Annotated in this window: 12 protein-coding genes; 7 read left to right on the forward strand and 5 right to left on the reverse strand. The window is 64.4% G+C overall.

Features of this window, described 5'->3' with window-relative positions; genetic code table 11:
- Positions 1-42: 42 nt before the first annotated feature.
- The 6 genes from rpoD (at position 43) to ribD (ending at position 6,079) form a co-directional block, all read left to right on the forward strand.
- Entirely contained in the window at positions 43-2,028 is a 1,986-nt protein-coding gene (rpoD, locus tag PAF18_RS04945; RefSeq protein WP_271117505.1) for an RNA polymerase sigma factor RpoD, read from the forward strand.
- A gap of 89 nt (positions 2,029-2,117) precedes the next feature.
- A complete protein-coding gene (locus tag PAF18_RS04950) occupies positions 2,118-2,519 on the forward strand; it encodes a BLUF domain-containing protein (protein ID WP_271117506.1) in 402 nt (133 codons plus the stop codon).
- 82 nt (positions 2,520-2,601) lie between these two features.
- Positions 2,602-4,089: a DNA recombination protein RmuC gene (locus PAF18_RS04955; RefSeq protein WP_271117507.1), complete on the forward strand. Its 1,488-nt coding sequence runs from the start codon at positions 2,602-2,604 to the stop codon at positions 4,087-4,089.
- Between the two features lie 6 nt (positions 4,090-4,095).
- Positions 4,096-4,512 (forward strand): secondary thiamine-phosphate synthase enzyme YjbQ, encoded by a 417-nt coding sequence (locus PAF18_RS04960; RefSeq protein ID WP_271118059.1) that lies wholly within the window; start codon positions 4,096-4,098, stop codon positions 4,510-4,512.
- A 101-nt stretch (positions 4,513-4,613) separates the two neighbouring features.
- Positions 4,614-5,081 carry a transcriptional regulator NrdR gene (gene nrdR, locus PAF18_RS04965; protein WP_271117508.1) on the forward strand — a complete coding sequence of 156 codons (468 nt, stop codon included), beginning with the start codon at positions 4,614-4,616 and terminating at the stop codon, positions 5,079-5,081.
- A gap of 17 nt (positions 5,082-5,098) precedes the next feature.
- Positions 5,099-6,079 carry a bifunctional diaminohydroxyphosphoribosylaminopyrimidine deaminase/5-amino-6-(5-phosphoribosylamino)uracil reductase RibD gene (gene ribD / locus PAF18_RS04970; RefSeq protein WP_271118060.1) on the forward strand — a complete coding sequence of 327 codons (981 nt, stop codon included), beginning with the start codon at positions 5,099-5,101 and terminating at the stop codon, positions 6,077-6,079.
- Here ribD and PAF18_RS04975 read toward each other — a convergent pair.
- The 3 genes from PAF18_RS04975 to PAF18_RS04985 form a co-directional block, all read right to left on the reverse strand.
- Positions 6,076-8,019, reverse strand: a complete 1,944-nt coding sequence (locus PAF18_RS04975; RefSeq protein ID WP_271118061.1) for a capsule polysaccharide biogenesis protein — start codon at positions 8,017-8,019, stop codon at positions 6,076-6,078. The genes ribD and PAF18_RS04975 overlap by 4 nt on opposite strands.
- A 65-nt stretch (positions 8,020-8,084) precedes the next feature.
- Positions 8,085-9,179 (reverse strand): polysaccharide biosynthesis/export family protein, encoded by a 1,095-nt coding sequence (locus PAF18_RS04980; protein WP_271118062.1) that lies wholly within the window; start codon positions 9,177-9,179, stop codon positions 8,085-8,087.
- Positions 9,180-9,328: 149 nt separating this feature from the next.
- A complete protein-coding gene (locus tag PAF18_RS04985) occupies positions 9,329-10,666 on the reverse strand; it encodes a capsule polysaccharide biogenesis protein (RefSeq protein WP_434802239.1) in 1,338 nt (445 codons plus the stop codon).
- Between the two features lie 156 nt (positions 10,667-10,822).
- On the opposite strand from PAF18_RS04985, the gene PAF18_RS04990 reads away from it, so the two are divergent.
- Positions 10,823-11,416, forward strand: a complete 594-nt coding sequence (locus PAF18_RS04990; RefSeq protein ID WP_271117509.1) for a riboflavin synthase — start codon at positions 10,823-10,825, stop codon at positions 11,414-11,416.
- A gap of 52 nt (positions 11,417-11,468) precedes the next feature.
- Here PAF18_RS04990 and PAF18_RS04995 read toward each other — a convergent pair whose 3' ends face one another.
- Together PAF18_RS04995 and eno are read right to left on the reverse strand one after the other, a co-directional pair.
- Entirely contained in the window at positions 11,469-12,311 is an 843-nt protein-coding gene (locus tag PAF18_RS04995) for a DMT family transporter (RefSeq protein ID WP_434802251.1), read from the reverse strand.
- Between the two features lie 229 nt (positions 12,312-12,540).
- A complete protein-coding gene (eno, locus tag PAF18_RS05000) occupies positions 12,541-13,815 on the reverse strand; it encodes a phosphopyruvate hydratase (protein ID WP_271117511.1) in 1,275 nt (424 codons plus the stop codon).
- Between the last annotated feature and the right edge of the window lie 68 nt (positions 13,816-13,883).

The raw sequence follows: 13,883 nt of genomic DNA on the forward strand, positions 1-13,883 counted from the left end.
ATGATTCGGACGCCCCCGAATCACTACGCTGACAGGATGCCTATGGCCGCCAAGGACGAAGATAGCTCTCGCGACGAAAGCCAGGAAAACGCCCACTCGCTCGATATCAGCCAGACGGCGGTCAAGAAGATGATCGCCGAGGCGAAAGAGCGCGGCTATATCACCTATGACCAGCTGAACAATGTTCTGCCGCCCGATCAGGTCAGCTCTGACCAGATCGAGGATGTGATGTCGATGCTGTCCGAAATGGGCATCCAGGTCGTCGAGAACGAAGAAGAGGGCGAAGACGGCGATAGCGGCGGCGAGGTGGTGACCACCTCGAATTCGCGCGAGGTCGCAGTGGCGACGACCGAGACCGAGAAACTCGACCGCACAGACGATCCGGTGCGTATGTATCTGCGCGAAATGGGATCGGTCGAGCTGCTCTCGCGCGAGGGCGAGATCGCCATCGCCAAGCGGATCGAGGCCGGGCGCAACACCATGATCGCCGGGCTGTGCGAAAGCCCGCTGACCTTCAAGGCGATCACCATGTGGCGGCAGGAACTTCTGGACGAGGATATTCTGCTGCGCGACGTGATCGACCTGGAGACCACCTTCGGTCAGTCGATGGAGGATGGCGACGAAGAAGAGCTTTCCCCCTCTGCGGCCGCGCCATCCGCCACCGGCGGCGAAAGCGGCTCTGCCGACAAGGCGCCGGAAACCGATGCCGACGGCAACCCTCTGCAAAACGACGATGATGACGAGGATGACGGCGCCAATCTGTCGCTCGCCGCGATGGAAGCGAGCCTCAAGCCGCAGGTGCTGGAAACGCTGGAGGCCATTGCCCGCGACTATGAAGAGCTGGCCCATATGCAGGATCAGCGCATGTCGGCGACGCTGAACGAGGATGGCAGCTTCTCGACCAACGATGAATCGGCCTATCAGAAGCTGCGCGGCGAAATCGTCGTGCTGGTGAACTCTTTACATCTTCATAACAACCGCATCGAAGCGCTCGTCGATCAGCTTTACGGGATCAACCGCCGGATCGTGACCATCGATTCCGGCATGGTGAAGCTGGCCGATGCCGCGCGCATCAACCGGCGTGAATTCGTCGATGCCTACCGCGGCTCGGAGCTGGACCCGGCCTGGATCGACCGCATGTCCGAAAACAAGGGCCGCGGCTGGCAGGCGCTGTTCGAGCGCAGCATGGATAACGTCGAAAAGCTGCGCGGCGACATGGCCGAGGTCGGCCAATATGTCGGCGTCGATATCGAGGAATTCCGTCGCATCGTGAACCAGGTGCAGCGCGGTGAGCGCGAGGCGCGTCAGGCCAAGAAGGAAATGGTCGAGGCGAATCTGCGTCTGGTGATCTCGATCGCCAAGAAATACACGAACAGGGGCCTGCAATTCCTTGATCTCATTCAGGAAGGCAATATCGGCCTGATGAAGGCGGTGGATAAATTCGAATATCGCCGCGGCTATAAATTCTCCACCTATGCGACATGGTGGATCCGGCAGGCGATCACCCGGTCCATCGCCGATCAGGCCCGCACGATCCGCATCCCGGTCCATATGATCGAAACCATCAACAAGCTGGTGCGGACGGGTCGCCAGATGCTGCACGAGATCGGCCGCGAGCCGACGCCCGAGGAACTGGCCGACAAGCTCCAGATGCCGCTGGAAAAGGTCCGCAAGGTGATGAAGATCGCCAAGGAGCCGATCAGCCTTGAAACGCCCATCGGCGACGAGGAAGACAGCCAGCTCGGCGATTTCATCGAGGACAAGAACGCGGTTCTTCCGCTGGATTCCGCCATTCAGGAAAATCTGAAGGAAACCACAACCCGCGTTCTGGCCAGCCTGACCCCGCGCGAGGAACGGGTTCTGCGGATGCGTTTCGGCATCGGCATGAACACCGATCACACGCTGGAAGAGGTCGGCCAGCAGTTCAGCGTCACCCGCGAACGGATCCGCCAGATCGAGGCCAAGGCGCTGCGCAAGCTGAAGCACCCGTCCCGCTCGCGGAAACTGCGCAGTTTCCTCGACCAGTAAGCGCATAATTTTTCTTAATCGACGCAATAACTTGTTGCGTTGGTTAACAAATGCGCCATAGCTTGAGTTAACAAATTGGACAGGAGTTTATGGCGTTTTCTCACATCCTTTACCGGAGTTCGGGTCGGCTGGATCAGTTCGACAAGGACTGCCAGGAGATCCTGCGGACAGCCCGGAAGCGCAACAAGGCGCTCGGGCTGACGGGGTTTCTGCATGCCGAAGACGGGATGTTCGTGCAGTGGCTGGAAGGCCCTGACGATGCGCTGAACGAGGTGATCGAAAGCCTTCAGGCCGATAAGCGCCACCGTGATCTGACGGTCTATGCCAGCGGTCCGATCGCCGAGCGTCGCTTTCCCAGCTGGACGATGGGCTATTCCAATGGCGAGCAGGCGCCGCTTTTCGATTATCTGGCCGAGCAGGGCACAAATTCGCACGATCTGCGCCGCTACGGCGAATGCCTCTATCAATTCCTCGCCCTGCGCGCCGCCTGATCTGGACGGCTGACCCGGCCAAGGCCCTTGCGACAGGCCCGACGATCCGCTAGGCACAAAACAAGAACAACGGCGGGGCGATATGGGCGAGAGCTTTCTGGCGCAGCTGCAGCTTTGGCTTGGCGATCCTCGGCAGGCGATGTGGATCGTCATCGGGCTATTTGCCTGTGTTGTCATTTTTCTTGTCATCATTCAGCGATTGCGCGGCTCGGTGGCGCGCCTGAGTGAAGCGCGCGAAATACTGACTCGCGAAGTCGCGCAGCGCGACGAAGACGTGTCACGGCTTGGTGCGGAAGCGGGTGAGCTTCGCGACCGGCTGAATGAGGAAACCGGCGCGGCGCGTGAGCGTGACTTGCTGACCAGACAGCTTGAGACAAGGCTGGAAGAGCGCGGCACCCGTCTGGCCGAGCTGTCAGAGGAACGCGACGGTCTGAACGACGCGCTCTATGCCGCGCGTCAGCAGCTCTCGGCGCTGGAAGCCGATCTCGCCCGCACCCGGCTTGGCGCCGAAAAGGATCGCGAACGCGCCGCGCATGATCTGAAACAGCTGCGCGACCTTCGCGACGAAATGACCGGGCAGTTCCGGCTGATGGCCAATGAGACGCTGCGCGTTCAGGGCGCCGACATGCAGAAGAGCCATGGCGAACAGCTCAGCGCGTTGCTGACCCCATTTCGCGAGCAGGTGCAGCATTTCCAGCGTGAGCTGCGTGACCGCAACCGCATTCTCGATGAGGAAGGCGCCCGACTGCGCGACCAGATTGCCAATCTCGGCTCGGAGGCGAGCGCGCTGACCCGTGCGCTGAAAGGCGACAAGCAGAAACAGGGTGCCTGGGGCGAGATGATCCTCGAGCGGATCCTCGAAGAATCCGGGCTGGAACGGGGGATGCATTACGATCTTCAGTCCAGCTGGACGGATGAGGACGGCAAGACCTGGCGGCCCGACGTGGTTGTAAAGATGCCGCAGAAAAAACTGCTTGTGGTGGACAGCAAGGTCTCGCTGAATGCCTATGAACAGGCCGTGAATGCCGAGGACGATCTCAGCCGAAGCGCCGCGCTGAAGCGCCATGTCGATGCGGTGCGCGCCCATATCACGGCGCTTTCAGGCAAAGGCTATGATCAGCTTGATGATGGCGCGGTGGATTATGTGCTGATGTTCATCCCCATCGAGGGCGCTTTCTCCGAGGCGCTGCGCGTCGATCCCAAGCTTGCCAGCTTCGCCATGGACCGCCGTGTCGGGCTGACCACGCCGACGACGCTGATGCTGACCCTGCGCACCGTCGAACATATCTGGACCGTAGAGCGGCGCGAATCCAATGCGCTCGAGATCGCCAGGCGGGCCGGGGCGCTGTATGACAAGGTTTCGGGCTTCGTCGATGCGATGGAGGATGTCGGGACCGCGCTCGGCAAGGCGTCGGATGCGCATCGCAAGGCTGTCGACCGTCTGTCACGTGGCACGGGTAACGTGATCCGGCAGGTGGAGATGCTGCGCGAACTGGGCGCGCGGGCGCAGAAGCGGATCGAGATGGATCACGACAAGACGGATGCGCTGCCGCCCCCCGAGGAGGAGTGAGTGAGCATGATTGACATGGTCATCGTGGACACGAACGGTCCGGCGATGCATGAAATTACCCCGTCTCTGGCGCGCTTCGTGTCGGGGCAGAAGGACGGGGTGCTGACGGCAATGATCCGCCACACTTCGGCGAGCCTGCTGATTCAGGAAAACGCCGATCCAGATGTGCAGCGCGATCTTCTCGGCTGGCTCGACCGCACGGCACCGCAGGCCGACACAGACGCAATGAGCTGGATCACCCATCGCAGCGAGGGGCCGGACGATATGCCGGCCCATATCAAGGCCGCGATCCTGCCGGTCTCGCTGTCGGTGCCGGTACGGGCGGGGCGGTTGCTGCTGGGCCGCTGGCAGGGGATCTATCTGGTCGAACACCGCACGGCACCGCATCGGCGCGAGGTGGCGCTGGCCTTCACCCGCGCCTGATCCGCATCTGGTGGCGTCGGAACCCTGATCCACAAATCCTGTTGCGCTTTCGGCGCTCCTTGTGGATAACTCTCCCATAAACTCCAGATAAGGGAGAGGACATGCGCTGCCCGTTCTGCGGAAATGCCGATACCCAGGTCAAAGATTCCCGCCCGGCCGAAGATAATGCGGCGATCAGGCGGCGGCGTTTCTGCCCGGGCTGCGGCGGTCGCTTCACCACCTATGAACGCGTGCAGCTGCGCGATCTGGTCGTGGTCAAGACCAATGGCCGGCGCGAGGATTTCGACCGCGACAAGATGGCCCGCTCGATCCGCATCGCGATGCAGAAACGCCCGGTTGATCCCGAGCGGATCGATCAGCTGATTTCCGGCATCGTGCGGCGCCTGGAAAGCATGGGCGAGACGGACATCCCCTCGAAGGTGATCGGCGAGATCGTGATGGAGTCGCTGGCCCGCATCGACAATGTCGCCTATGTGCGCTTCGCCAGCGTTTACAAGAACTTTCAGGATGCGGGCGATTTCGACAAATTCGTGTCCGAACTGCGCCCGCCGAGTCTCGACGACGCGTGAGCGGCGATCTGCGTCACATGGACCACGCGCTGCGTCTGGCGCGGCGCGGTCTGGGAAATACCTGGCCGAACCCGTCCGTGGGCTGTGTGCTGGTCCGGGACGGGCGCGTCGTCGGGCGTGGCTGGACCCAACCCGGCGGGCGTCCCCATGCCGAGCGGATGGCTCTGGCGCAGGCCGGCACGGCCGCGCGGGGCGCAACGGCCTATGTCACGCTGGAGCCCTGTGCCCATCACGGCCGCACGCCACCCTGTGCCGAGGCGCTGGCCGCGTCAGGGGTAACGCGTGTGGTCTCGGCGCTGACCGATCCCGATCCGCGCGTTGCCGGGCGTGGTCATGCCATCCTGCGCGAGGCGGGTATCGAGGTGACCGAAGGCGTGCGCGCCGATGAGGCCGGGGCGTTGCAGCGCGGGTTTCTCTGCCGCGTGACGCAAGCTCGGCCCATGGTGACGCTGAAGCTGGCCACCAGTCTTGACGGGCGGATTGCCACTGCCAGCGGCGAAAGCCAGTGGATCACCGGAGCGCGAGCGCGCCGCCATGTGCATCTGCTGCGGATGCAGCATGATGCGGTGATGGTGGGCGGCGGCACCGCGCGCGCCGATCTTCCCTCTCTGAATGTACGCGGCTTCGGCGCGGTGAGGCAGCCGGTCCGGGTGGTGGTGTCATCGCGCGACCTGCCCGCCATGCCGGCCGAGGACGCCGATCACGGCCCGCTCTGGCAGCTCTCGGGTCCGCTGCCGGATCTGCTGCGCGATCTCGGCGCGCGGGGGCTGACACGGGTGTTTTGCGAAGGGGGCGGTGTGCTCGCGGCCGGGCTGATAGCTGCGGATCTGGTGGATGAGCTGGTGATCTATCAGGCCGGGCTGATGATGGGCGCCGCGGCGCGCCCGGCGGTGGCGGCGCTGCCCGATATGGCTCTGGCCGCTCTGCCGCGCTTCGGGATCAGCCGCACTCAGCGCCTTGGCGCGGATCTCTGCCAGATCTGGACGCGCCGCCGCTAACGCCGCCAGAGCCAGCTTTGTCCGGCAAACGCGCCTTGCAGCTTTGCAAGAACCCGCAGACGCGGACCCTTAACGCGCAGGCCCGGATCGGCCAGCCGCGCCAGTGCGGTCTCGGGCGGGCAGGGCAGGCCGGAAACCGGATCGAGATAACGCGGATAGGCGATCAGCGCGGCATGGGTCAGCCCGTCCAGACCGGGGCGCGCCCGGCGCCGCGAGGGCACCGGCCCCAGATCGCGGGTCAGTCCCCAGCCGGCATAGAACGGCGCGCCGAGCGTGGTGACCGGCACCCCGCGCAGCAATGCTTCGAAGCCGAGCGTGGAGGTGATTGTCCAGACCTCATCGACCTCGCTCAGAAGCGTGACCGGATCAGCCTCGCGCGCAATATGGTCGGCAAGCTGCTCTAGCTCTCTGCGGGCGATCTCGCCCGGGCGCAGCCCGGCCTCGACATCGGGATGCGGCTTATAGATCAGCAGCGCGTCGGGATTGTCGTGCCGGGCGCGGCGCAGCAGATCCAGATTGCGGCGCTCGGCCCCGGCGCCAAAGCGGATCGAGGCGTCATCCTCGACCTGACCGGGCACGAGAATGCGCGGCCGCCAGTCGCGTGGCGGCAGCGCGGTGGCTGTCGCGCCGAGATTGTATTTCGACAGCCCCGCCGAGATCAGCGCCTTGCGCAGCCGTGCTGCGCGTTCGGCCCCGCCCGGCGGCAGCGGCCCGGCGATCAGTTCCTCAAGTCGCGATGGGTGGCGCGGATCGTAATAGATGCCCAGATCGTCCGCCACCAGCGAGAGCGGCGGGGTCAGCGCCGCCCCGAGCCCGCGAGAGCGCAGGAACCCGTCCTCGACCCGCAGCAGATGCGGCGCGGCCAGATCTTCCGCCCGGCCCGCCCAGGCCAGCGTGACCTCGGGCGAAGCACGCCCGGTGAAGCGAACGCCCTTCCCGCTGCCGAAACCACGGGCAATGACGCGGCGTTTCCACAGCCGCATACCGTAAGCCAGATGCCCGGCATGGTCCTGCCGCCAGGCCTTTGCCTCGGCCTCGAGCTGGCTTACCGCGCCGTCGAAATCGGTCAGCCGGTCGAGGCAGGGGTCATACCAGATCGGCGCGCGCAGATGGCTGGCGGCAAAGATCGCCTCGACCGGGGCCAGGCCGCGCCGGGGGATGGGCTTCTGATCGTCGCTCTGCCCCCAGCCCGCATAGAATGGCTGGCCGAAGACGCGGGGGCGGTGACCTGCCAGAATCGCCTCGAACCCGAGCTGCGAGCTGAACGTATAGACCGCCGCCGCATGTTCGAGCAGCCGCCAGGGCGAAAGCGGCGCATCGTGCAGCAGCTCACCCTCGCGCAGGTCCTCGGGCCGAAAATGGCCCGGCCGCAGCCCTCGCGCGGTTTCGGGATGGCTGCGGATCAGGATCGGGCGGCCCGGATGTTCGGCGCGGGCGGCGTTGAGCATGTCCAGAAAGGCCGCCCGACCGGCCCCCATCAGCGCGGCGTCGCCAGCGGTCTGATCGACGACCAGCACATAGCCCGGTTCAGGCGCCGCGATATCGGGCAGATATGCGTTGTATTTCGACAGATCCGCCGCGATCAGTCGGTCGATCCCGGCGCGCGCCGTCTGGCGCCATCCGGCGCTGTCCGATTCAGGGATCAGCGTTTCGATCAGCGAAGGTTCGCGCGGATCGAAATGCAGCCCGACCGGATCGACGATCAGCCCGAGCGGCCCGCGCCGGGTGCGCGCGCCCCGGGCGCGTCCCGGAAGAATACCGCGCAGAAAAGCATCCTCGACATGAACCAGATCAGCGCCGTGGCGGGCGGCGATCGCGCGCCCGCGCCAGGACGTGCCCGCCGCGCCCCAGATGCCGACCGCGTCGGCTGTTCCCGGCAGACCCAGACGCGGAGACCACCCGGCAAGCTCCAGAATGCGGCGCACGGTGCCGCGCAGCATGCCGCCATTATAAACGAAAAGCCGCCGGGGATCGCCCCCGGCGGCCTGATCGCATGGCGGCGTCGTCAATTGCCGATATTCTCCAGCGAGTTGATCGAGCTGGCGCTGCCGGTGATCGCGCCAAGGATCTTTTGCCACTGCACATAGGGTGCTTCGGTCACATAGATCGTGTCGCCATCGCGGACCAGGAAGTCACGGGCCAGGAACAGCCCGTTGGGCCGGGTCAGGTCCAGCACATAGGCCATGCGCTGCGTTCCGCTGATCGGCTGGCCGAGCACCGCCGAGGCCACCCGTGCTGGTTCGTCGCGCAGCACGAAGACGCCGGTCGGGTCGGCCGTGTTGGTCTGAAGACCGCCGACCATCGCCACAGCCTCAACCGCGCTGATCTGTTCATTGCCGAGCGGAACCTTGGTCTGCTGGCCAAAGGCGCCAAGCGCGGTGAAGTTGCGCTGATCCTCTTCGACCAGGATCACGTCGCCGGGGCGCAGCGCGATGTCATAGGACGGGTTGAAATACAGGTCCGACAGCCAGACCTTCCCGGTCTCGCGGCCGCGCTTGACGGTGATCACCGCCACCTCGGGTTCGATATTCACCCCGCCGGCCTGCGCCAGCATCGAGGAAAGCGTGCGCGTCGGACGCTCGATCGGATACACGCCCTGGCCGAAGACCTTGCCCATCACCGAGACGGTCGCCCCGTCACCGGCAACGCGGGTCACCGTGACTTGCGGATCCGGGGTCTGGTTTTCGAGCCGCGCCGTGATCGCCTGGCGCAGCTGTTCGGGCGAGCGCCCCGCCGCCTGGACCCGTCCCGCATAGGGGACAAAGATATAGCCGGCGCTGTCTACCTGAAGCTGCTGAAGCTGGGTCGAACTTTGCCCAAGACCAGCCAGCAGGCCGTCATCGACGTTTTCCCAGATCATCAGGCCCAGCGTATCGCCCGGCCGGATCTCATCCGCGCCGACGGTGCCGGCGGCGAGAAACTCGTTCGAGAAGCCGTAGGCCGGGGTATAGTTGGCCGTACGATTGACGTGATTGTTGACATAGATGACATGCGCGTCGCCCCCGTTCTCGACGGCGCCCGACAAGATCTCTTTCTTGTTGGGGCCGGAGCGGGGAAGTCCGCATGCGGTCAGTGCGGTGACGGCGATCATGGCGAGCATCAACGGCAGGCGAATGCCGCGATTGGTTGCGGTTCTCGTTTCTATTGCGGTCAAACTCTCAACTCCTGCTTCAGGCCGGAACAGCCGGCAACTCGCCGCCAAATTACCCGGTGATTCGTGATTTATCTATATGTTATTGTGATTTAGCGTTAATCGCCGCCAGGTTGTTGCCTCATTTCCGAGCGTCCGAAGGTCAACGCGTCATAGGGATCCATCGTCGAGAGCATCATGTCAACGACCAGCCGGAAGGCCGGAGATCGCGCCCGCGCGGCGTAGAAACCGCCCGGAATCTGGCTGGTTTCAAGAAGGTAGTCGCGATAGCGGCGATAGATATGCGGGTTCGGCCGTTCCGGATGCACGAAGAAATCGGCGAGATCCTGCTCTGAGACAAGCTGTGGCTTATCGAACACAGCCCGGCCCATTGATTTGACCGGCAGGCCGCGCCACAAAGCCTGCTGCGCCGAGGTAGAGTTCACCGTCACCACCGAACGCGCATGCCCGAGAAGCGGTGCCAGCTTGCCGCCCGGCACGTGATGGACCCGCTCTGCAATCCCAAGCTCGGCCGCCTTCGTCATGATGTCCTGCCGTTGCCGCGAACGGCCGTCCTCCAGCGGGTGAGCCTTGAAGACGATATGGTGATGCCGCGGGGCATTGGCCGCAAATGCCTCCAGCACCTCGGCGGTGAATGCGGCCATGTCGGGATAATCGGAATGGGCCTGAAAGCTGGCATCATGTTCCAGCTGCATCAGGACAAGCGAAAAAGGGTGCCCGCTGCGCCGGATACGGCGAGAACGGATGAAATGGTCGAGCGCGATGACCGGGCTCAGCAGAAGGCGGCGCAGATTGAGCCGGAATTCGCGCAGCACCGAGATGTCGCGATGGGTGCGATAGCCCGGAAAGCGCCGGTTCGCGGTCAGGATCAGGAAGTGATACAGCGCGCCGTAGAATTTATGCTGCCGCATATCACCCCAGTGGGCAGGCGGGCGCGGGATCTCGCCCTGACGCCCGCGCAGCGCGGCGCGCATCTCGGGCACCGAGATTTCCATCAGTCGCGAGTGACCGTTTGAGCCACCGCGTTCATAGGTGATCCAGAACGGGCGAAGATAGCCCTCCTCGAAGACATGCAGCGTCAGACCGTGTCGCTCGGCGGCACTGCGGGCGGCGGCGTGAACGGGGCGGACATCTCCGTACAGGACGATATCGGTGACGGCTTTCTCGGCGATGAGCCGGTCGAGATGGCCGGACCAGTCTTCGGGCGCGCCGTCATGCAGCACCAGCCGGTCCTTGTCGGACCAGAAGAATGCATCCCCGGCATTGAAGGCGACCCGCCAGACCTCGGCCCCGGTGTCGCGCAGCAGCCGTCCGAGACCGTCGAAGAACGGTCCATGCGGTCCCTGAAGCATCAGGAACACGCGCGCCGTCGCATCGCCGGGCGGCGGCGGCGCGGCATCCTGGGAAGCAGGGGGAGGCAGGGTCAATCTCGGCATGTCGCCCGGTCGGCTGGAACAGATCGAAGACCCGTATCTTGCAGGTTCCGGACGAGTTGAAAAGCGCAGTTCTCGGCAATAGCTTTACGGCGCGGCGTCGACCGCCTATCAGCGCAGCGCGGATTAACGACGCGACAGACCAGATCAGGAGATCCCATGTTCACCGGCATCATCACCGATATCGGCACCATCACCAGCGTCGAGAAACGCGGCGACATGCGGGCGCGGATCGCGACCGGCTATGACATGAGCGGGGTGGAGCTGGGGGCGTCGATCGCCTGTGACGGCGTCTGTTTGACCGTGGTCGCCAAGGGCGAGAGCTGGTTCGATGTCGACATCTCGGCCGAGACGATCTCGAAGACGAATATCGGACATAATGGCTGGGCAAGCGGCAAGCGCGTCAATCTGGAACGCGCGCTGAAGGTCGGGGACGAGCTTGGCGGACATATCGTCTCGGGCCATGTCGATGGGGTGGCCGAAATCGTCGGGTTGCGGGACGAGGGCGACAGCACCCGCATCACCTTTGCCGCGCCCGGGGATCTGTCGCGATTCATTGCGCCGAAGGGCTCGGTGGCGCTGAACGGCACCTCGCTGACGGTGAACGAGGTGGAGGGGCATCGTTTCGGCGTGAACCTGATTCCGCATACGCAGCAGGTCACGACATGGGGCGATGTCGCGGTCGGGGATCGCGTCAATCTCGAGATCGACACGCTCGCCCGCTATGTCGCGAGGCTCGCCGAGGCGGGCTGAGACAGGCAGAGCGGACCCGTCCCGGCAGCGGGGCGGCACGATGCGAGATGGCTCAGACCGGCGGTTTCGCCTTTTTCCCGCGCCACAATATGACGAGACCCGAAACCACGATCAGCGCCGAGCCGATCAGGATGGACGGCGTCAGCGCCTCGCCGAACAGCAGCATCCCCAGCCCGATGCCGAAGATCAGACGCGTATAGCGGAACGGCGTCACCGCAGACACCTCGCCGGTGCGCATGGCCTTCATCAGCGAGCTGTAGGCGCAGATCCCCGCCGCTACGGCACCCAGCAGATACATCGTCGATGCGCTGTCGGGCAGCAGAAAGACACGCCCCTCCCACAGCGCGAAAAGCGCGCCGGCGGCGACCACCGAGAGAAAGCCGTATAATCCCAGCATCGCCGTGCTGAGCGCGGCAGGTGCCGCGCGGCTGGCAAGATCGCGACCTGCGAAGCCGAGCATACCGATCACCGCCAGAATCGACAGCGCCGAAAAGCCGTCCGTGCCGGGCTTGAGGATCACCATCACACCGCACAGCCCGACGATGATCGCGGTCCATCGCCGCCAGCCGACCCGCTCGCGAAAGACGAGCGCGGCCCCGGCCACGACAACGATGGGCGTTGCCTGAAGGATCACGGTTGCCGTCGAAAGCGGGATCAGCGCGATGGCGAGCACATAGAAAAGCCTCCCGGTGATCTCGAAGACGATGCGGATCAGCATCGGGCGCGAGCGCACGTCGGGAGTATAAAGCGCCGCATCCGAGATCCGGATCAGCGCCGCGAAAACCGCTGCGCCGCCCAGCCCGAAGACTATCAGGATCTGACCGATGGGCAGCACCGTCGCCGCAGCCTTGAGCAAAGCGTCCTCGACCGCGAAACCGGCCATGGCGGCGATCATCCACAGGCTGCCGGTCAGATTGGCGCGATGGTCGGTCGGTCGGTTTGCGGACACTCGGATTGCACTCATCTCATATCGCCAGCCGCGCCGGGCTGCGCGCTGCATAAGCCGGTCTCGGCGATGCCGCAATCCGCCGCGCATGTCAATTTGACCGTCGCGTGCCGGGGGGGGCGGGCAATGAAAAAGGGGGCGCGCGGCCCCCTTATGTCTCATTTTTCGCGAAGCGGTCTCAGCGCAGGATCGACTTGCCGGCAAACACCGCCGCCTCACCCAGCAATTCCTCGATGCGGATAAGCTGGTTGTATTTCGCCAGCCGGTCCGAGCGGGCGAGGCTGCCGGTCTTGATCTGGCCGCAATTCGTCGCCACGGCGAGATCGGCAATCGTCGCGTCCTCGGTCTCGCCCGAGCGGTGCGACATGACGCTGGTGAAGCCGGCGCGGGTGGCCATGGCGACGGCGTCCAGCGTCTCGGTCAGCGTACCGATCTGGTTGACCTTGACCAACAGCGAGTTGCCGCAGCCCTTTTCGATCCCCTCGGCCAGACGTTTGGGATTGGTCACGAAGAGATCGTCGCCCACAAGCTGCACCCGACCGCCGAGCTTGTCGGTCAGCAGCTTCCAGCCTTCCCAGTCGTCTTCCGCGCAGCCATCCTCGATGGACAGGATCGGGTAATCGCCGCAAAGCGCCGCCAGATAATCGACATTCTCCTGCGGGCTCAGCGACTTGCCTTCGCCCTTCATCTCGTATTTGCCGCCCGAGAAATACTCGGTCGAAGCGCAATCGAGCGCCAGCATGATATCCTCACCGGGCTTGTAGCCGGCCTTTTCGACCGCCTTCAGGATGAAATCGAGCGCGTCGCGGGTCGAGGACAGGTTCGGTGCGAAACCGCCCTCATCGCCGATACCGGTCGAAAGCCCGGCGGCGGAGAGTTCCTTCTTGAGCGTATGGAAGACTTCCGAGCCCATGCGGACCGCGTCGCGGATATTTTCCGCGCTGACCGGCATGATCATGAATTCCTGAATGTCGATCGGGTTGTCGGCGTGTTCGCCGCCATTGATGATGTTCATCATCGGCACCGGCAGCACATGCGCCGAGGCACCGCCGACATAGCGGTAAAGCGGCAGGGCTGAGGTCTCGGCCGCGGCCTTCGCCACCGCAAGGCTCACGCCGAGGATTGCATTCGCACCCAGGCGGCCCTTGTTCTCGGTCCCATCCAGTTCGATCATCAGCGCATCGATGCCGCGCTGATCGGTCGCATCCTCGCCCAGAAGGTTCTCGGCGATTTCGCCATTGACCGCCGCGACCGCTTCGAGCACGCCCTTTCCCAGATAGCGCGCCTTGTCGCCATCGCGCTTCTCGACCGCCTCATGCGCGCCGGTCGAGGCGCCCGAGGGCACCGCCGCGCGCCCCATCGTGCCGTCTTCCAGCAGCACATCCACCTCGACGGTCGGATTGCCGCGGCTGTCGAGGATCTCGCGGGCGAAAATATCGATAATGGCGGTCATCTGGTCCCTCCGATGTTCTGCGTCAGCGCTTACTTACTTGCCATCGGGTCAAGCCGAAAGGCGCAATT

The organism is Paracoccus sediminicola (assembly GCF_027912835.1).
Taxonomy (GTDB): domain Bacteria; phylum Pseudomonadota; class Alphaproteobacteria; order Rhodobacterales; family Rhodobacteraceae; genus Paracoccus; species Paracoccus sediminicola.

Bases quoted from the DNA above. Each gene is read 5' to 3' on its own strand.
- eno (WP_271117511.1), bottom strand. From the start codon at position 13,815: ATGACCGCCATTATCGATATTTTCGCCCGCGAGATCCTCGACAGCCGC.
- nrdR (WP_271117508.1), top strand. From the start codon at position 4,614: ATGCGCTGCCCGTTCTGCGGAAATGCCGATACCCAGGTCAAAGATTCC.
- PAF18_RS04955 (WP_271117507.1), top strand. From the start codon at position 2,602: ATGGGCGAGAGCTTTCTGGCGCAGCTGCAGCTTTGGCTTGGCGATCCT.
- PAF18_RS04950 (WP_271117506.1), top strand. From the start codon at position 2,118: ATGGCGTTTTCTCACATCCTTTACCGGAGTTCGGGTCGGCTGGATCAG.
- PAF18_RS04985 (WP_434802239.1), bottom strand. From the start codon at position 10,666: ATGCCGAGATTGACCCTGCCTCCCCCTGCTTCCCAGGATGCCGCGCCG.
- rpoD (WP_271117505.1), top strand. From the start codon at position 43: ATGGCCGCCAAGGACGAAGATAGCTCTCGCGACGAAAGCCAGGAAAAC.
- PAF18_RS04980 (WP_271118062.1), bottom strand. From the start codon at position 9,179: ATGCTCGCCATGATCGCCGTCACCGCACTGACCGCATGCGGACTTCCC.
- PAF18_RS04995 (WP_434802251.1), bottom strand. From the start codon at position 12,311: ATGATCGCCGCCATGGCCGGTTTCGCGGTCGAGGACGCTTTGCTCAAG.
- PAF18_RS04975 (WP_271118061.1), bottom strand. From the start codon at position 8,019: ATGCTGCGCGGCACCGTGCGCCGCATTCTGGAGCTTGCCGGGTGGTCT.
- ribD (WP_271118060.1), top strand. From the start codon at position 5,099: ATGGACCACGCGCTGCGTCTGGCGCGGCGCGGTCTGGGAAATACCTGG.
- PAF18_RS04990 (WP_271117509.1), top strand. From the start codon at position 10,823: ATGTTCACCGGCATCATCACCGATATCGGCACCATCACCAGCGTCGAG.
- PAF18_RS04960 (WP_271118059.1), top strand. From the start codon at position 4,096: ATGATTGACATGGTCATCGTGGACACGAACGGTCCGGCGATGCATGAA.